Annotated in this window: 20 protein-coding genes; 15 read left to right on the forward strand and 5 right to left on the reverse strand. The window is 67.5% G+C overall.

Annotated features, from left to right (window positions below):
* The first annotated feature begins 161 nt into the window (after window positions 1–161).
* From H9Q09_RS10285 to H9Q09_RS10310, 6 genes are all read left to right on the forward strand, one after another.
* Window positions 162–494: a hypothetical protein gene (locus H9Q09_RS10285; RefSeq protein WP_187390944.1), complete on the forward strand. Its 333-nt coding sequence runs from the start codon at window positions 162–164 to the stop codon at window positions 492–494.
* Window positions 491–859: a DUF6634 family protein gene (locus H9Q09_RS10290; RefSeq protein WP_187390945.1), complete on the forward strand. Its 369-nt coding sequence runs from the start codon at window positions 491–493 to the stop codon at window positions 857–859. The genes H9Q09_RS10285 and H9Q09_RS10290 overlap by 4 nt, the downstream gene beginning before the upstream one ends.
* The gene (locus H9Q09_RS10295; RefSeq protein ID WP_187390946.1) at window positions 856–1,203 is read left to right on the forward strand and encodes a hypothetical protein; all 348 of its coding nucleotides are present in this window, start codon (window positions 856–858) and stop codon (window positions 1,201–1,203) included. Before H9Q09_RS10290 ends, H9Q09_RS10295 begins: the two co-directional genes overlap by 4 nt.
* Before the next feature lie 87 nt (window positions 1,204–1,290).
* Window positions 1,291–1,647 carry a hypothetical protein gene (locus H9Q09_RS10300; protein ID WP_187390947.1) on the forward strand — a complete coding sequence of 119 codons (357 nt, stop codon included), beginning with the start codon at window positions 1,291–1,293 and terminating at the stop codon, window positions 1,645–1,647.
* A 2-nt stretch (window positions 1,648–1,649) separates the two neighbouring features.
* The gene (locus H9Q09_RS10305; protein WP_187390948.1) at window positions 1,650–2,462 is read left to right on the forward strand and encodes a metallophosphoesterase; all 813 of its coding nucleotides are present in this window, start codon (window positions 1,650–1,652) and stop codon (window positions 2,460–2,462) included.
* Window positions 2,459–2,725, forward strand: coding sequence for a hypothetical protein (locus tag H9Q09_RS10310; RefSeq protein WP_187390949.1), 267 nt, complete (start codon window positions 2,459–2,461; stop codon window positions 2,723–2,725). The genes H9Q09_RS10305 and H9Q09_RS10310 overlap by 4 nt, the downstream gene beginning before the upstream one ends.
* Here the strand turns inward: H9Q09_RS10310 and H9Q09_RS10315 are convergent.
* Entirely contained in the window at window positions 2,722–4,113 is a 1,392-nt protein-coding gene (locus H9Q09_RS10315; protein ID WP_187390950.1) for an integrase family protein, read from the reverse strand. The genes H9Q09_RS10310 and H9Q09_RS10315 overlap by 4 nt on opposite strands.
* Before the next feature lie 491 nt (window positions 4,114–4,604).
* Window positions 4,605–5,261, reverse strand: coding sequence for a GntR family transcriptional regulator (locus H9Q09_RS10320; RefSeq protein ID WP_246716091.1), 657 nt, complete (start codon window positions 5,259–5,261; stop codon window positions 4,605–4,607).
* 90 nt (window positions 5,262–5,351) lie between these two features.
* Between H9Q09_RS10320 and H9Q09_RS10325 the strand changes: the two genes are divergently transcribed.
* Window positions 5,352–6,221 carry an isocitrate lyase/PEP mutase family protein gene (locus H9Q09_RS10325; protein WP_187390952.1) on the forward strand — a complete coding sequence of 290 codons (870 nt, stop codon included), beginning with the start codon at window positions 5,352–5,354 and terminating at the stop codon, window positions 6,219–6,221.
* A 47-nt stretch (window positions 6,222–6,268) separates the two neighbouring features.
* On the opposite strand, the gene H9Q09_RS10330 is transcribed toward H9Q09_RS10325, so the two are convergent.
* A complete protein-coding gene (locus H9Q09_RS10330; RefSeq protein ID WP_187390953.1) occupies window positions 6,269–6,892 on the reverse strand; it encodes a DsbA family protein in 624 nt (207 codons plus the stop codon).
* Window positions 6,889–7,608 carry a L,D-transpeptidase gene (locus H9Q09_RS10335; RefSeq protein ID WP_187390954.1) on the reverse strand — a complete coding sequence of 240 codons (720 nt, stop codon included), beginning with the start codon at window positions 7,606–7,608 and terminating at the stop codon, window positions 6,889–6,891. The genes H9Q09_RS10330 and H9Q09_RS10335 overlap by 4 nt, the downstream gene beginning before the upstream one ends.
* A 130-nt stretch (window positions 7,609–7,738) precedes the next feature.
* On the opposite strand from H9Q09_RS10335, the gene H9Q09_RS10340 reads away from it, so the two are divergent.
* Window positions 7,739–8,404, forward strand: a complete 666-nt coding sequence (locus H9Q09_RS10340; protein WP_187390955.1) for a response regulator transcription factor — start codon at window positions 7,739–7,741, stop codon at window positions 8,402–8,404.
* Window positions 8,401–9,756 (forward strand): ATP-binding protein, encoded by a 1,356-nt coding sequence (locus H9Q09_RS10345; protein WP_187390956.1) that lies wholly within the window; start codon window positions 8,401–8,403, stop codon window positions 9,754–9,756. The genes H9Q09_RS10340 and H9Q09_RS10345 overlap by 4 nt, the downstream gene beginning before the upstream one ends.
* Before the next feature lie 23 nt (window positions 9,757–9,779).
* Here the strand turns inward: H9Q09_RS10345 and H9Q09_RS10350 are convergent, their stop codons facing one another.
* Entirely contained in the window at window positions 9,780–10,181 is a 402-nt protein-coding gene (locus tag H9Q09_RS10350) for a response regulator (protein WP_187390957.1), read from the reverse strand.
* Window positions 10,182–10,406: 225 nt separating this feature from the next.
* Here H9Q09_RS10350 and H9Q09_RS10355 point away from each other — a divergent pair, with 225 nt between their 5' ends.
* The 6 genes from H9Q09_RS10355 to H9Q09_RS10380 all read left to right on the forward strand — a co-directional run bounded on the left by H9Q09_RS10355 (window position 10,407) and on the right by H9Q09_RS10380 (window position 18,001).
* Entirely contained in the window at window positions 10,407–11,384 is a 978-nt protein-coding gene (locus H9Q09_RS10355) for a 1-phosphofructokinase family hexose kinase (RefSeq protein ID WP_348646294.1), read from the forward strand.
* Window positions 11,385–11,514: 130 nt separating this feature from the next.
* Window positions 11,515–13,407, forward strand: a complete 1,893-nt coding sequence (locus H9Q09_RS10360; protein WP_187390958.1) for a PAS domain S-box protein — start codon at window positions 11,515–11,517, stop codon at window positions 13,405–13,407.
* Window positions 13,397–14,017, forward strand: a complete 621-nt coding sequence (fixJ, locus tag H9Q09_RS10365) for a response regulator FixJ (RefSeq protein ID WP_187390959.1) — start codon at window positions 13,397–13,399, stop codon at window positions 14,015–14,017. The genes H9Q09_RS10360 and fixJ overlap by 11 nt, the downstream gene beginning before the upstream one ends.
* A 215-nt stretch (window positions 14,018–14,232) precedes the next feature.
* Window positions 14,233–15,588, forward strand: coding sequence for a UDP-glucose/GDP-mannose dehydrogenase family protein (locus H9Q09_RS10370; RefSeq protein ID WP_187390960.1), 1,356 nt, complete (start codon window positions 14,233–14,235; stop codon window positions 15,586–15,588).
* Window positions 15,589–15,677: 89 nt separating this feature from the next.
* Window positions 15,678–16,967: a nucleotide sugar dehydrogenase gene (locus H9Q09_RS10375; RefSeq protein WP_246716092.1), complete on the forward strand. Its 1,290-nt coding sequence runs from the start codon at window positions 15,678–15,680 to the stop codon at window positions 16,965–16,967.
* On the forward strand, window positions 16,967–18,001 hold the full coding sequence (locus tag H9Q09_RS10380; RefSeq protein WP_187390962.1) for an NAD-dependent epimerase: 1,035 nt from the start codon (window positions 16,967–16,969) through the stop codon (window positions 17,999–18,001). The genes H9Q09_RS10375 and H9Q09_RS10380 overlap by 1 nt, the downstream gene beginning before the upstream one ends.
* Window positions 18,002–18,027 lie beyond the last annotated feature (26 nt).

The following is an 18,027-nucleotide window of genomic DNA, read 5'->3' on the forward strand; positions in this document are numbered from 1 at the left end:
GTCCCCGACCGGCAGGGTCCTCGACGCCGCGCCGTCGGCCCGCTACCTGTTACCGACGCAACCGGAGACCGACATGCACAAGGACACCATCTCGATACGTAGCTGACCCGTCAGCCGCCACCGCACTTCCGCGGTGTGCAGTATCTTGAGAGGAGATCCGCATGTCGCACGGCGACGATTCCCGCCCAATCCCGTTCCCTCAGCGCCGCCAGCTCGACATCCGCGCGTTGGCTGACCGCACTGCTTTGTACGATGCCGAAGAAAGCGGACCCAGGCCGCGGCTGACGGACGACTGCCCGGTGCTGCGGCGCTGGAGCATCGCGCCGGTCGGCGGATGCCCATGCATCCTGGGCATTGATGACGGCGGCCACATCATGTCGATCGAGATCGAGGCTTACGCGACAGACGGCACGTGGGCGCGTCGCCTCGACGGCAGCTATGTTCGGCTACAAGAGCCGTGGCCGCTCCCGCTCCCTCCAGAGGCCGGACGATGAGCCGGACGCCGATGACGGCTCGCGAACGAGCTGACGTGAGGCGAACGCTCGCGCGTTACGAGAGCCTCTGCTCTGACCTCCGGGAGACCCTTCAGCACGGATGGCCGTCACCGGATCTGCTCGAATCCATGGGAGCGCCGCTCATCGACCTCTACCGGTTCGGCACCCGTGGAGTGGTCAACATGGAGGGGGAGGTCGGTGACCACCCGTTGCTGGGAACTGGATGGACGAAAACGTCACCTCTACTGGCGCTCTCCGTCAGGGCGGGCGTCGGGCGCACCCAGTCGCGCTGGTACCGCCTCGGCACTCCTCTCCAGTCCGTAGCCGACGCGCTCGGCGCCCGCATTGTGGAGGGCTCGAAATGAAGCCGTTCGACATCACGGATGAGCAGCGCGCTCGGCTCCTGGCCGACGCAGATCGCTACGAGCTGATCTCGCGCGCGATCCGGGAGATCGCAGGTTTCGGACGACCGTCTGACGCTGTCCTCGCGTCCGCGCCGGTGATCGATGAATGGCGATTCGAGCCGCGCGTGGACAACGAGATCGTCGGCGCTTGGCAGTCGGCAGGAAGGCCGGAACTCATCACTGGTCGGACAGGGCGCGTCCTTCTCAATACGCGGGACCTCACATTCGTGCTTACCGAGCAGGGCTGGTACCGCCTCGGAGTGCCGGACGTGTCTGGGGTCAAGACAACGGCATTACCGCGATGATCGACATACGACCACGCATACGCGCGCGCTGACGGCATCCGGTCTCTCTCCGGGTGCATCGACACCCTGTGAAAAGGAGACATCCTGATGTCCGATAATATCCATACCGATGATCCGGCGGGCCTGCGCGAGCGGTTCCCTGAGATGCTCCAGCAGGCATTTGATGTCTCGACGCCTCCGGGCTGGATGCCGCTGGTCGCTCGCCTGCTCGAGCGCATCGACGCCACGCTCGCACCGGAGGATCGTGGGTCCTTCCGGGTTTCGCAGATCAAGGAAAAGTTCGGCGGACTTCGCTGCTACCACAACGGCGGTGAGGACATCGAGGAAATGGTCGACGCCGCCGACGAGGAGGCGCAGCGGACGTGCGAGGTCTGCGGAGCCCCTGGGCGCAAGCGCACGGGCGGCTGGATCGCTGTGCGCTGCGACGAACACTCGGAGGTCTGACGATGCGTATTTGGATCCTGTCCGACCTTCATATCGGCGCCGGCGGCATGGATCTCGTGATCCCGGAGGCAGACGTATGCGTCTGCGCCGGCGACGTGACCGACCCGGTGCTCGGTTCGATGCGCTGGCTGAGCCAGTGCATCGGGTACCATATGCCCGTCATCTTCGTCGCGGGGAATCACGAGTTCTACGGGAACTCCGTCGCGCACGGCCGCGCGATGGCGCACGCTCATCCCGTCGATGGCGTGCATTTGCTCGACGACAGCAGCGTTGTCCTCGACGAGGTGCGCTTCGTAGGGGCGACACTCTGGACCGATTACGCGCTGAACGTGGCGGGCAAGGTCGGCCGCGAGGCGGATCTGGAGATCGGACATTCGATGGACATCGCTGAGCGGCTGCTTGCGGATCACTACGCCGTACGCGTCGGTGACGGGGGAGGCCTGGTCCGCCGTTGGACGCCGAATGACGCGCGAGCGATGCACCAGCGGAGCAGGACGTATATTGAAGAGGCGCTCGCCACGCCATTTGAAGGACCCACAGTCGTCGTGACGCACCACGCACCGCATCCGCGCAGCGTGTCGTCCGAGTTCCATGAGAGCCTACTGAACCCTGCTTTCGTTTCGGATCTTACCCCGGTGATCGAAGTGGGTCGGCCCGACCTGTGGGTGCACGGTCACGTCCATTCGGCGCACGACTATAGGGTCTCTGACACCCGGGTCGTCTGCAATCCTCGGGGCTACTCGCACGAGAGGTCCGACTGGGATCCCGGACTCGTCGTCGAGTTGGATCGTCACTCGGGGGGAGGATCCCGATGACCCGCCGGGTTTCCTGCAACTCGAAGCAGGAAAGGGAGTCTCGCGCTGAACGTCAGGCTTTGCTCGATGATGCCAGAGAGCGGGCGCGTCGGCTGATCGAGGAGAGCCGGGCGCAGAGGCAGCGGGATATCGAGGGCTGGACGTCCGTCGGTGAGCTGGCGGACCGGATCACTGCCGCCGTCGACGAGGCGCGCCGGGGGCCGGCAATGTCGGTGGAGGAAGCGCTTGCGATGATCGACGGCTTTGGCGAGACGAGACACTAGGGCCGCTGGAGCCGGGCCTCCGCCCGGGCGCAGCCCTCCTTGATCAGGCGATCCCACTCCTCCAGCATCATCGCTTTCGCCGGGAGGGCCGGATCTTGGTCATATACGGTCTCGTCGAGGCCCTCGCGGCCCTCGTCTGCCCGGGTGATCATCGGCACGGCGTCCTTGCCGAGGCCGAGGATAGTCGCCCGCGGTCGCATGTGCGTCACAAACGCCCGCCGCAGATCGTGCGTCGCCGCCCACGGCGCGGACTCCAAGGGGCCGCCGGGCGCGCGCAGTTCCTCCATCACCTCGTTCAGCATCCGTTCGGACATGTGACCCGTGCCAGGGTCTTCTTTCCGTCGCAGACGCTGCTGAGGGAAAAGCCAGACGTTGCCAGATCGGCCGTATGCCTGCGCCGTCCGGACTGCACTGGCGGCGAGGTCCGGAAGCGGCAGGACGCGATACTTCTTTGACTTATCCGGTCCGATTTTCCAGATCATCCCGTAGGTTGGGTGGTCCAAGAAGGCCCGACGTCGGGCACGCACGATGGTCATCCGCCGCTGCCCCGTCATCATCTGGAGCAGGACAGCAAGCCGCGCAGCGTGATTCCTCGCTGCCTCCAGCCCGATGACCAGCATACCGAGTTCCTCGAGCGTCAGTGCTCGCGGAGCCTCGGACTCATCCGGCTCGTCATACGCGCTGACGGACGACATCGGAGCGCGTTTCAGTTCAGTCGAGGGGTTCTGGGTCAGTCCTGTGATCTCGGAGTTCTCGACGGCCCAGCCGAACACCGCCTTCATAGCTGCGACCGACAACCGCGCCTGGTTCGAGTTCGACACCTGCTTCCCGTCCACGTTGCCGCGTCCGAGGACGGAGTTCCGGACGAGCCTGAGGTCGTGCGTGGTGATCAGCGTCACTGGGCGCCCGGCGATCGCCTTGAAGTCCGCCTCAAGTGGCGAGCCTGGGACCGCACCGAGGGCGGAGCGGTAGCCTCGATGTGTGTCTGGCGAACGGTGGCCCTTGCACCAAGCGAGGTAGGCGTCGCGCATGCCTTCCCACCTCATGACGGTTCCCGACGCGGCCGCCGCCTGGGCTGTCGAGGCGTCGACGGAGCGGTGGGCGACGGACGCCTTGAGCATTGCTGAAGGGTCGTTGCCCTCGGTGAGCATGCCACGAGCGCGAGCGACCAAATTGCGCAGCTCCGGGATATCCGCCGCGCCGAATGCCGACAGCGGGCCGATGGCAATCTTTTTGGCTCGCGTGATCAGGTACCAAGCCGCGGCTCCCGACTGCACGCGGATCGCGAGGCCGGGCATCGTCGCGTCCCGGTAGATCTCGCTTTCGCCGTCGCTGGCGGTGCGGACCGCTTTACGGATGGTGTTGCCGTCAAGGATCTCAGTGGGCATTAGCGTGACCTGCGAAACGGATAGCGTGACCTGACGGTTAGCACCATGGGCGTTTCAGGTCACGCCTAGGTCACCGCCAAAAAAGTTTACCGTTGCAGGCAGGCCCGAGAATATCTCTATACACTCGGTATATTAGGGCATTTAAGGCGACGCGAGGGTAGAGCTGAACCCTACTGACACCCCTTACCAGCTATCTCTTAATCAGCGGGTCGTAGGTTCGAACCCTACATCACCCACCAAATCTTCTTTCCAAACATCTCTCAAGCCAGCAACGACCTTCCGGGCTTACCGGGGGCGCTTGTCGGTATGGGCGCAACGAAGGTCGTTCTAGCGCGATCTCCGCCGCTGGCTGCGCATGGTGCAAGCCGCTACCGGGTGTCCTGCGCTGCGATCGGCATTGGTTCGCAGCCTTTGGCGGATCTGCCGGCGCAAGACGCGGCAGCGTCGACCGTCCGCCACGGTCTAACGCTTCCGCTCCGCCGCGCCTGGCATCACCGCGCAGGCGTCGTCGCGATCACCACCGACGACAGGATATGCGCCTTCATGATCGCCTCGGCCCATTGGGCGTCGCCGAGGGAGAGGGCGGCGACGATCTCGCGGTGGTCGCTGCAGCTGCGCCGGATCTGGTCCGGCGAGAACTTGCGGTAGGTCCGCATGATCAGCGCCAGATCGATCATCGGCGCCGCGACGCTCAGAAGGTGTTCGTTTCCCGACAGTTCCAGCAGGCGGACATGGAAGGCGGTATTGGCTTGCGAGAAGGTCTGCAGGAAATCGCTTTCGCTGCCCGCGAGCAGATCCTCCATGGCGCCGCACATGGCCTCTAGGCCACGGATATCGGACGCCGTGACCCGCCGGACCGCCAGCGCGCAGCCATAGCTCTCCAGAACCGCCCTTGTGCCGAACAGGCCGGCAACCTTGTCGCCGTCCCAGGACGCGACGGTGGCGCTGGAGCGCGCCTTGGTGACGGCGAAACCTTCCGCGGCCAGCCGCCGGATGGCCTCGCGGACTGGCGTCCGGCTGAGGCCCGACAGCCGCGCCAGTTCCTCCTCCGCCAGGCGAGATCCCTCCGGGAAGCGATTGGAAACAATACCGTCCCGAATGAACCGGTAGGCTTCGTCGGCCGCGCCGAGGGTCTCGTTCTCCGCCATCAATTCCGCTTTCTGTATACAAGGATTTGCGTCATGCCGCGTTATATGCCTTTTTGATAGCCTGTTGTATCCAGGAGGAGCAGGCCGCCCATGTCGTCCAGTCTCAAATCCATTCTCGCCGAGCCCGGCTGCGTCGTCGCCCCCGGCATCTACGACATGATCTCGACCCATCTCGCGATCAGCGCCAAGGCGAGAATACTCTACATGACCGGATACGGGACCGTGGCATCGCATCTCGGCATTCCGGACGCCGGGCTGGCCTCCTTCCGCGACATGGTCGACCGGGTCGCCGTGATGGGCCGCGCCGCGCGGGAGGCGGGCATTCCGCTCGTGGCCGATGGCGACACCGGCTATGGCGGCCTCCTGAACGTCGACATGACGGTGAAGGAATACGAGCGGGCCGGGGCGTCGGCGATCCAGCTCGAGGACCAGGTGTTTCCCAAGAAGTGCGGCCACACGCCCAACCGGCCGGTGGTGCCGAAGCAGGAGATGGCCGACAAGATCCGTGTCGCGGTGGAGGCCCGCCAGAGCGACGACTTCCTGATCATCGCCCGCACCGATGCGCGCTCCGATCAGGGGCTCGACGAGGCGCTGGACCGCATGGCCGCCTATGACGCGGCGGGGGCGGACATCCTGTTCGTCGAATCGCCGGAGAGCGAGGACGAGCTGCGGCTGATCGGCGAGCGGTTCCCGCACAAGCCGCTGGTCGCCAACATGGTCGAAGGCGGTCGCACGCCGGTGCTCGACGCCCGGCGCCTCGGCGAACTCGGCTTCAGCCTCGCCATTTTCCCGGCCATCGGTTTCCTGTCCACCGCCAAGGCCCTGGAGCGGGCCTATGGCGACCTCGTCGCGACCGGCGCCTCGGCCGGCAAGGACGATCTCTACAGCTTCGAAAAGTTCAATCGGATGATCGGCTTCGAGCGGGTCTGGGATTTCGACAAGCGTCACGCCCGCGACTGAGGAGGCGCGGGCGGCCCGGCAGATCGCCTGCCGGGCCCGGCCATGCTTCAGCGCGTGCGGGCGGCGGCGACGGCGCGTTTCATGTCGGCCGGGTCGACGACGCCGGGGAAGAGCACCGTGCCGACCAGATAGGCCGGCGTGCCCATCAGCCCGAAACCCTCGGCCTGCTGGTTGTTGCGCTGGAGGATGCCCTCGATGCGTGCCCGGTCGGCCTCATAGGCCCGCTTCAGGGCTGCGACGTCGAAGCCGGCCCGGGCGAGGATGTCCTCGACCTGGTCGGGCGTCAGGTGTCCGGGCGTCGCCATCAGCGCGGCTTGTGCCTTGGGGTAGTGCTTGCCGGCAGCCAGGGTCAGCCGGGCGGCCAGCACCGAGGCCGGGCCAAAGACTGGCCAGTCCTTCATGACGTGGCGAATGTTGCCGTCCTCGCGCACGAGGCGGGCGACGTCGGGATGCGCCTTCTTGCAGTAGGGGCACTGGTAGTCGAAGAATTCGGCGATGGTCACGTCGCCCTTCGGATTGCCGAGGACCGGGATCTGAGGGTCGAACAGCACCGCCTCCGGCGACATCGGGTCGGCCAGCGCCGCGTTCGCTGCGCGCGGCAACAGCGAGACCGTGCCGGTGGCGAGGAGCGCCGCCATCAGATGGCGGCGGTCGAGGCTGGGACGGGTCATGCGGCAGGGTCCCTGTCGGTGTCGGCGACCTGCGGTGCGGACTCGGGGCCGAGCACCACGACGCGGGTCTTGGGCGGCACGCGCCGGTTCAGGTCGATGACGTCCTGGTTGAGCATGCGGATGCAGCCCGACGACACGGCCTTGCCGATCGACCATTCCTGGTTGGTGCCGTGGATGCGGTAGAGCGTGTCGCGGCCGTCCTTGAAGAGATAGAGCGCGCGGGCGCCAAGCGGGTTCTCGATGCCGCCCTTCATGCCGTTGCGCAGCTCGCCGCCGTATTTCTCCGGCTCGCGCTTGATCATGTCCTGGGTCGGGGTCCAGCGCGGCCAGGCCGCCTTGCGCTGGATCAGCGCCTCGCCGGTGAATTCCAGCCCCGCCTTGCCGACACCGACGCCGTAGCGCATCGCCTTGCCGTTCTCCATGACGAGATACAGGAAGCGCTGATACGGATCGACGACGACCGTGCCCGCCGGCTCGCGGGTGTCGTAATCGACGATCTGGCGAATGTTGCGGGATTCCATCGCGGTGGGGGCAACGGCGGGAATCTGCCAGCCATCGTCCAGCACCGGCCCGTACATCTCGGCAACGCGCGGATCGACCGGCGGCTTGGGCTGGGCGTAGGCGAGCTGCTGGGTCGGTTCGCCGCTGGTGGAGCAGGCGCCCAGCGCCAGTCCGAGGAGGGCAATCGCGACGGCGCGGGGGACGGTTTGGATCATGCGGTCTGTTCCTGAAATGCTGTAAGGCGTAGGGCGCCTCGTCAGACCGGGTGGTCGGTCGCCAAGCTTAAGGCAGCCTTAAGCTGGATCGGCAGGATCGCCGCCGTGGCAGAACCGCAACGGAGCAGGCATGCGCATTCTGATCGTCGAGGACGACGAGATCCTGGGGAACGGCCTGAAGGTCGGACTGGGAATGAGCGGATTCACCTCCGACCTCACCGATTGCTGCCGCGATGCGGAGGCGGCGCTGGCCGTCGGAGGCTTCGACGCCGTGGTGCTCGACGTGATGCTGCCGGACGGATCGGGCCATGACATTCTCGCGGCCATGCGCCAGCGCGGCGACACCACGCCGGTGCTGCTCCTGACCGCGCTCGATGCGCTGCCGGACCGGATCCGCGGTCTCGACGGCGGCGCCGACGATCATCTGGGCAAGCCCTTCGCGCTGGACGAGGTGGCGGCACGGCTGCGGGCGCTGATCCGCCGGGGGACCACACGCGCCGAGCCCTTCCTCGAATGGGAGGGGGTGCGGGTGGATCCGGCCGCCATGGTGGCGACGCAGGACGGCGTGGAGATCCGCCTGTCGCGGCGCGAATTCGCCGTCCTCCACGCGCTGATCCAGCATCCCGGCGCGATCCTGTCGCGCAGCCAGCTCGAGGACAAGCTCTACGGCTTCGACGAGGGCGTCGAGAGCAACGCCGTGGAGGTGCATGTCCACAAGCTGCGCGCCAAGTTCGGCAGCCGTTTCATCGAGACGCTGCGCGGGGTCGGCTACCGGTTGCGCAGGGCCGATTCATGAGGGCGTCGCTGAAGGGCCGGCTGTTCGTCCTGCTTCTGGTCTCCACCGGATTCATCTGGCTGTCGGCGACGGCCTGGATCTACGCCAGCACGCGGGCGGAGGTGGAAGAGGTGCTCGACGCCCGGCTGATGGAGGCGGCGCGCATGGTGTCCTCGCTGGTCGGCAGCCGGCAGATCGACATGGCCGCCGCCGCCGAGTTGGGAACCTCGGACCTGCCCGCCTTCACCCAGGCCGGGCAGAGCTACGAACGGCAATTGTCGTGCCAGATCTGGTCGCTGTCCGGCTCGCTGCTCGGCCGGTCGGACGGCGCCCCGCAGCAGCGGCTGTCGGACCATGGATCGGGCTTCGCGGAGCGGCAGATCGATGGCGAGACCTGGCGCGTCTTCGCCGTGCGCAGCGCCGAGACAGGGGTGGAGGTGCTGGTCGGCGACAGTCTGGAAGTGCGGGCGCGGCTGGTGCGTGACATGGTGACGGGCCTGCTCCTGCCGATGATCCTGATCGCGCCGGCGCTGGCGCTGATCATCTGGTTCGCCGTGCAGCGTGGCATGCGCCCGCTTGACGAACTGGCCGGCACTCTGGCCGAGCGCAGCGCCGACGAACTGCATCCGCTTCCGGCAGAAGGAACCGTGACGGAAATCCGCCCGATGGTGGGCGCGCTCAACGGGCTGTTCGACCGGGTGGGCCGGGCCCGCCGCAGCGAGCGGCAGTTCCTTGCCTATGCCGCCCACGAATTGCGCACGCCGCTGGCCGGGCTCAAGACCCAGGCCGAGATCGCCACGCGCAGCCCGGATGCGGCGGTGCGCGACGTTGCGCTGACGCAGATAACCACCGCCGTCGACCGGACGTCGCGGCTGGTGCAGCAGCTTCTGGCAAGTGCCGAGGCGGAATGCGTCGATGTCGACGGTGCGCCGAAGCCGGTGGGGCTGCGCGACATGCTTGCCGATCTCCTGACCGATCAGGCGGCACGGCTGACGGCGAAGGGCGGGCGGCTCGATCTCGATGCGTCGCTTTCGGACATCCAGATATCGGCGAATCCGACCTTGCTCGCGCTCGCCCTGCGCAATCTGGTGGAGAACGCGGTCAACCATTCGCCCGAGGGAGGGACGGTCCGTATCGCGCTGAGGGGCGAGGTGATCCTCGTCGAGGACGAGGGGCCCGGCCTGCCGGAGGACGAACTCGCCCGTGCGACCGAACGCTTCTTTCGTGGCCGGAACCGCGTCTCCGTCGGATCGGGACTGGGGCTCAGCATCGTCGCGCAATGTGCCGAGCGGCTCGGCGGTACGCTGTCACTGGCCAATCGCGACGAAGGAGGCCTGCGCGCCACCCTCGGCGTTCCAGGCCTCGCCGCCTGATTGCGGCCGGTCGTGCGGTGCGGTCAGTGGGGCCGGGCGGCGCCCTGGTTGCGGCGGAGGCGGATGGCATGACGAATGCTGTCGAGAAGGGCACTGTCGACGAGCGGCTTTTCCAGAAGCTGCATGACGCCGGCCTTCCGGGCGCGGCGACGCAGGGTTTCGGTGGCATGGCCGGTGATCAGGATGATGGGCAGCGTCAGCCCTTTCGCCCGCAGGGCATCGAGCACGTCGAGGCCGTCCATGCCGGGCATCTGGTAGTCGAGGACGAGGCAGCAGGCGGCGCCGAGATCGTCGTGCAGCAGCAATTCCTCGCCGGTGCCGCAGAGGCTCACGGAGAGATCGTCCAGTTCCAGCGCGAATTTGAGGGATTCACGCACTGCCAGATCGTCGTCGACCAGAAGGATCAACCGCTTTTCTTTCCTCATGCGAGGTGCTCCGGCACCGTCATCGGCCACCGCCCCCTGCCACGCCATTCGATCCATTAGCCAAACGCTCGACGCGCTTGCCTTGATCTCGCGCAAGAGGGCGGCAAGGCTTGCGGTGGCGGGCCGTGCTTGATCGACCGCAAGGCACGGATCGTGCTTGATCGACCGCAAGGCACGGATGCGGTCGCCCGCTACAGCTCGTGCATGCGAAAAGAGGGCGTTGCCGTGATCGTCACCCTGACCATGAACCCCGCGCTCGACCTGACGACCTCGGTCGACCGGCTGCTGCCCGAGGCCAAGCTGCGCTGCGGGCCGGCGCGCCTCGATCCGGGCGGCGGCGGGGTCAATGTCGCCCGGGTGATCGGTGCGCTGGGCGGCGGGTCCCGCGCGATTCTCACCGCCGGCGGGACCATGGGGCAAGCGTACAGGGAGCGCCTCGCCGGCGAGGGGCTGGAGACCCGGGCCATCGCCATTGCCGGCGAAACCCGGCTGAACATCACCCTCGCGGAAACCGACACGACCGCCCAGTACCGGCTCGTCATGCCGGGACCCGAGCTTGGCGAAGCCGAATGGCGAGCCTGTCTCGACGCGGTTGATGCCGATCTGGTGCCCGGCGGTTTCGTCGTGGCCAGTGGCAGCCTGCCGCCGGGCGTGCCGACCGATTTCTATGCGCGCGTCGCGTCGCAGGCGAAACGACGCGGCGCCCGCTGCGTGGTCGACACGTCGGGTGCGGCGCTGGCTGCGGCCCTGTCGGAAGGCGTGTTCCTCGCCAAGCCGAACCAGCGCGAGTTCTGCGAACTGACGGGCGTGGCGCCTGCCGACCGGCAGGGACAGGAACAGGCGGCCCTCGACATGGTCCGGCGGGGAGCGGCCGAGATCGTCGCCCTGACCCTCGGGTCCGAAGGTGCCGTCATCGCCTCGGCGTCGGGCCTCCTGCGGATCCCGCCCGTCAGCGTGGAGCCGCAGAGCGCAGTCGGGGCCGGTGACAGTTTCGTCGGCGCCTTCGTGCTCGCGCTTTCGCAGGGCCGGCCGCTGGCAAACGCCGCCTGCCTCGCTTCCGCCGCCGGCGTGGCGGCGCTACTGACTCCGGGAACGGAGCTCTGCCGCGAGGCGGACGTGCGGCGGATCGACCGCGAACTCGCCGCCCGCATGGGGCTCAAGACGCCGGACGACGCGCGCCAGCGCGTGCCCTCAGCGAAGTGATCGGTGCAGGCTGCGGCCAATTGCAAGCGGCCGGGATAATCCCGCAACTTGACCACGGGGCCGGCACGGTGGAAGTGTCGGACATCGACGAGGGATACAACCTCCAGCACCTGCCGGCCGCGATCTGTCCATGGAATCCGATATCGAGCCAGAACCGCGGATCACCTGCGGGAACGCGGAGAATGCCCTGCGGGCGCTCCAGGCGGCGGGCGTCGGCACGTGGCGGTTCGATCCGGTTGCCGGCACCATCAGCCTCTCGCAGATTGCCGCCGAGCGCTTCAAGACCGGCGTCGACGTCCAGCCGTTGACGGCGCTTCTGGCCCGTCTCCACCCCGAGGACCGCGCCATTGCCGAGCAGGCGTTCGGCGCTGCCGTGCCCTTCGGCATCGACATCGACGTGCGATCGATGGCGGCGAGCGGCAGGGAGGAATGGCTGCGGCTGCGCGGCCGCGCCATCGAGGAGGTGGGCGGAGGCTCCGCGATCCATGGCGTCCTCGCCGACATCACCTCGCGCAAGGCGGCCGAGAACGCCAACAACCGTCTCGCGGCGATCGTCGCCTCGGCGGACGTGGCGATCATCGGCAAGTCGCTGGACGGCCTCGTCACCGACTGGAATCGCGGCGCGGAGGCGATCTTCGGTTACAGCGCGGCGCAGATCGTCGGCCAGCCGATCACCATGCTCTTGCCCGAGGGACAGGAGGACGAGGAACGCGTCTTCATGGAGCGGCTACACCGCGGCGAGCGGGTCGAGCATTTCGAGACCCGGCGGCGCCGCGCCGACGGGCAGATCATCGACGTCTCGCTCACCGTCTCGCCGGTGTGGGACGCGGCCGGCCGCCTGGTCGGCGCCTCGAAGGTGGCGCGCGACATCACCACCACCCGCCGCGCTTTGACCGAGCTGGCCGAGCGCGAGGCCCGCCTGCAACTGGTGCTCGACACAGTGCCCGATGCGATGATCGTCATCGATACGGCCGGCATCATGCAGTCCTTCAGCGCCACCGCCGAGCGGCTGTTCGGCCATCGGCCCGACGAGGTCATCGGCCGCAACATCAGCATGCTGATGCCGTCGCCCTATCGCGAGCAGCACGACCAGTATCTCGCCCGATACCTCGCCACCGGGGAGCGGCGGATCATCGGCATCGGCCGGGTCGTCGTCGGCGCCCGCAAGGACGGCTCGACCTTTCCCATGGAATTGTCGGTCGGCGAGATGCAGAGCGGCGAGAACCGCCTGTTCACCGGCTTCGTGCGCGACCTGACCGAACGCCAGAACACCCAGCGGCGCCTGCAGGAGCTGCAGGCGGAGGTCATCCACATGTCGCGCTATACCGCCCTCGGCGAGATGGCCTCGACGCTGGCGCACGAGCTGAACCAGCCGCTGACGGCGGCGGCGAACTACCTGAAGGGTGCGCGCCGGCTGCTCGACGGCGGCGATGCCGACAACCTGCCCACCGTGCGCGACGCCATCGACCGCGCCGCGGACCAGGCGCTGCGGGCCGGGCAGATCATCCGCCGGCTGCGGGATTTCGTGGCGCGGCGCGAAAGCGAGCGGCGGATCGAGAACCTGCCGACGCTGATCGAGGAGGCCAGCGCGCTGGCGCTGGTGGGGGCGAAGGAGACCGGCGTGCGGGTGTCCTTCGACTTCGCACCGGCAGCTGCGCTGGTGCTGGCCGACAAGGTGCAGGTGCAGCAGGTTCTCCTGAACCTCATCCGCAATGCGGTGGAGGCGATGCAGGAGACGCCGCGCCGCGAACTGGTCGTCGTCACGTCGCTCGGCGAGGACGAGATGGTGCGGGTGGACGTGACCGACACGGGCACGGGGATCGCCGCGGATGTGGCCGAGCATCTCTTCCAGCCCTTCGTGACCAGCAAGGCGCAGGGAATGGGCGTCGGCCTGTCGATCTCGCGCACCATCATCGAGGCGCATGGCGGGCATCTGTGGGCCGAGCCGAACCCGGACGGCGGCACGATCTTCCGGCTCACCCTGCGCAGCGCCCGGATGAAGGAGGCCGAGGATGGCGAGTAATGCCGTCGTGCACGTCATCGACGACGATGCGGATGTGCGCCAGTCGCTGGCCTTCCTGCTGGCGACGGCCGGGCTGGCGGTGCGTGTCTACGATTCGGCGACCGCCTTCCTTGCCTCACTGGAGGGACTGCAGCCCGGCTGCATCGTCAGCGACGTGCGCATGCCGGGGATCGACGGGTTGGAGCTGCAACGCCGGCTGAAGGGGCTCGGCGTGATGCTGCCGGTGGTCATCATGACCGGCCATGCCGACGTGCCGCTGGCCGTGCAGGCGATGAAGGAGGGCGCCGTCGACCTGGTCGAGAAGCCCTTCGACGACGAGATCCTGCTCGAAGCGATCCACACAGCGCTGGAACGCTGCAACCACCAGGGGGGACCGGACGGCGACACCGCCCGGATACAGGGGCGCCTCCAGTCGTTGTCGCCGCGTGAGCGGCAGGTGCTGGACGGGCTGCTCGCCGGCCATCCCAACAAGACCATCGCCTATGATCTCGGGCTCAGCCCGCGCACGGTGGAGGTCCACCGGGCCAACGTGATGACTAAAATGGAAGCCGCCAGCCTGTCCGAGTTGGTGCGGATGGCGGTGCGCGCCGGCGCGTTGGCGGACGGGTAGGGCGTATCCGATGCGCCGCTCGCACCATCCGCCGGCCGGCCGGTATGGGCGACGGCGATCCATCGCGCGATCTGTGCACGGCGCGTCACCATTGCGGAGCGCACTCGCGCCCTTCATCTGGACGCCATGAAGGGCGGCGAGAACCCGTTTGCCGGGCTGCATCTGGCGCAGCCGGACCGGTGCCGGGCAAGCGCCGCTCGCGAAAGGACTGAACCATGCGTATCACGATGATCGGCGCCGGCTATGTCGGCCTCGTCTCGGGGGCCTGCTTTGCTGATTTCGGCCATGAGGTCGTCTGCGTCGACCGCGATCCGGCGCGGCTCGAACTGCTGGAACTCGGGCGCATGCCGATCTACGAGCCGGGGCTGGACGAGCTGGTGGCGCGCAATGCGGTGCAGAAGCGGCTGCGCTTTTCCAGCGATCTTGCTGCTTCGGTCGCGGCCTCCGACGTCGTGTTCATTGCCGTCGGCACGCCCTCGCGGCGCGGCGACGGCCATGCCGACCTCTCCTATGTCTATGGCGCGGCGGCCGAGATCGGCCGGGCGCTCGACGGCTTCACCATCGTCGTCACCAAGTCCACCGTGCCGGTCGGCACCGGCGACGAGGTGGAGCGGATCATCCGCGAGGTGAACCCGGACGCCGACGTCGCCGTCGTCTCCAATCCGGAATTCCTGCGCGAAGGCTCGGCCATCGAGGATTTCAAGCGGCCCGACCGGGTGCTCATCGGCACCGAGGACGAGACGGCGAAGGCGATGATGTCGGAGGTTTACCGGCCGCTGTCGCTGAACGCCGCGCCGGTCTATTTCACCTCGCGCCGCACCGCCGAGCTGACGAAATACGCCGCCAACGCCTTTCTCGCCATGAAGATCACCTTCATCAACGAGATCGCCGATCTGTGCGAAAAGCTCGACGCCGACGTCCAGGACGTGGCGCGCGGCATCGGCATGGACGGGCGGATCGGCTCGAAATTCCTGCATGCGGGGCCGGGCTATGGCGGCTCGTGCTTTCCCAAGGACACGCTGGCGCTGGTCAAGACCGCCCAGGATGCCGAAAGCCCGGTACGGCTGATCGAGACGACGGTGTCGATCAACGACCAGCGCAAGCGCTCGATGGCGCGCAAGATCGTTCAGGCCTGCGGCGGAACGGTGCGCGGCAAGACGATCGCGGTCTTGGGCCTGACCTTCAAGCCGAACACCGACGACATGCGTGATGCGCCGTCGATCTCGATCATCCAGGCGCTGCAGGATGGCGGCGCCAGGGTGGTGGCCTATGATCCGGTCGGCATGGAGCAGGCCCGCGCGGTACTCGACGACGTCACCTTCGCGCAAGGGATCTACCAGGCGGCCGAGGGCGCCGATGCGCTGGCGATCGTGACGGAATGGAACGAGTTCCGCTCGCTCGACCTGGCGCGGCTGAAAGCACTGATGACCAGCCCGGTGATGGTCGACCTGCGCAACGTCTACAACAGGGAGACGGTGACCCGCGCCGGCTTCAGCTATGCGGGCGTCGGACGTCCGCGCGGGAGCGATGCGGATGCGTCGGTCCCGTCCGCCGAAGCCCGCGCCGTTTGACACGCGACCCCGCAGCGATGGATAGCCCTTCGGCAAGACCACGCCACCCGGCCGGACCGGCCGGGGCTATCGCGACCGGAGGTGCCGCTTTGCGCCAGGACGAATCGGACCAAGGCACGATCGCCGTCATCGGGCTGGGCTATGTCGGCCTGCCGCTGGCGGTGGAGTTTGCCCGGCAGCGCAGGGTTCTGGGCTTCGACATCAGGGCCGCGCGGATCGCCGAGCTGCAGGATGGCTGCGACGCGACGCTGGAGGTCGATCCGGCCGATCTGCAGGCAACGGCGGCCAATCTCGCCTTTTCGAGCGATCCGGAGGTCCTGTCGGCCTGCAGCATCTTCATCGTGACGGTGCCGACGCCCATCGACAAGGCCAACCGTCCCGATCTCGGGCCGCTGATCCGGGCGACGGAATCGGTCGGCCGGGCGCTCTCGGCCGGCGCGCTGGTGATCTACGAATCGACCGTCTATCCGGGCTGCACCCGCGATATCTGCGCGCCGATCCTGGAAAAGCTGTCCGGGCTGACGCTGAACCGTGACTTCTTCCTCGGCTACAGCCCGGAACGCGCCAATCCGGGCGACCGCCAGCATCGGCTGACGACGATTACCAAGGTCACCAGCGGCTCCACCCCGGAGGCCGCCGAGACCGTCGACCGGCTCTACGGCACGATCGTCACCGCCGGCACCCACAAGGCGCCGTCGATCGAGGTGGCGGAAGCCGCCAAGGTGATCGAGAACACCCAGCGCGATCTCAACATCGCGCTGATGAACGAGCTCTCGATCGTTTTCCAGCGGCTCGGCATCGACACGCTCGACGTCCTGGCGGCCGCCGGCACCAAGTGGAATTTCCTGCCCTTCCGGCCCGGCCTCGTCGGCGGTCACTGCATCGGTGTCGATCCGTATTACCTGACCCACCGGGCGCAGGAGGTCGGCTATCATCCCGAGGTGATCCTCGCCGGGCGGCGGATCAACGACCGGATGGGCCACCATGTGGCCGACCAGGTGGCGCGTCTGATGATGAGCCGCGGCCTGCCGGTCGTCGGTAGCCGCATCCTGATCATGGGCATCGCCTTCAAGGAAGACTGCCCGGACATCCGCAATTCGCGGGTGATCGACCTCGTGAGCGACCTCAAGCAGTTCAACGCCGTGGTGGATGTCTGGGACCCCTGGGTCGCGCCGGAGGAATGCGAGCGCGAATTCGGCTTTACGTGCCTGACCGAAGCGCCCGATCCCGCCACCTATGACGGGATCGTGCTGGCCGTCGGCCACCGGCAGTTCGCCGCCATGGGCGCGGCCGCCATCAGGGGGCTGGGCCGGGAGAAGGCGGCGTTCTACGATGTGAAGGGCGTCTTTGCGCGCGAGGAAACGGACGGGCGGCTCTGATGACGATCCTGGTCACCGGCAACGCCGGTTTCATCGGCTTTCACGTCGCACGGCGCCTGCTGGAGCGCGGCGACGACGTCGTCGGCTTCGACGTGGTCAACGACTATTACGACCCGGCGCTCAAGGAAGCCCGGCTGCGGGTGCTGGACGAGACGGCGGCGCGGTCGGCCGGGCGCTACAGCTTCGTACAGGCGAATCTTGCCGACCGCGACGCGGTGGCGGCCTGCTTTGCGGCGCATCGCCCGGACCGGGTGATCCATCTCGCGGCCCAGGCGGGCGTGCGGTACTCGCTGGAAAATCCCCATGCCTATGTGGAATCCAACGTCGTCGCCTTCACCAACATCCTGGAAGCCTGCCGGCATGGCGGCGTCGGGCACCTGACCTATGCCTCGACCTCCAGCGTCTACGGCGCTGATACGGCGATGCCGTTCTCCGAGCACCAGAGCGTCGATCATCCGCTGCAGTTCTACGCCGCGACCAAGCGCGCCAACGAGCTGATGGCGCATTCCTACAGCCATCTGTTCCGGCTCCCGACCACGGGACTGCGGTTCTTCACGGTCTATGGCCCATGGGGCCGACCGGACATGGCGCTGTTCCTGTTCACCCGGAACATCCTCGAGGGCCGGCCGATCCCGCTGTTCAACGGCGGCAACCATACCCGCGACTTCACCTATGTCGGGGACATCGCCGAAGGGGTGATCCGCACCAGCGACAATCCGGCCGCGCCTGACCCGGACTGGAACAGCGACCGGCCCGACCCGGCGACCAGCAATGCGCCGTTCCGGCTGTTCAACATCGGCAACAATTCGCCGGTGAAGCTGCTCGATTATGTCGAGGCGCTGGAAGAGGCGCTGGGCCGCAAGGCGGAACGCCAGCTCCTGCCGCTGCAGCCGGGGGACGTGCCCGACACCTTCGCCGATGTCGGCGAACTGGAGCGGGCCGTCGGCTACCGGCCGGCGACACCGGTGAAGGAGGGCGTTGCGGCCTTCGTTGCATGGTACCGCGACTATTACCGGGACGCCGCTGACGCCTAGCGAGGGCAGGGCGCTCCATCCGGCTC

The organism is Aurantimonas sp. DM33-3, from assembly GCF_014334315.1.
Lineage (GTDB): Bacteria > Pseudomonadota > Alphaproteobacteria > Rhizobiales > Rhizobiaceae > Aurantimonas > Aurantimonas coralicida.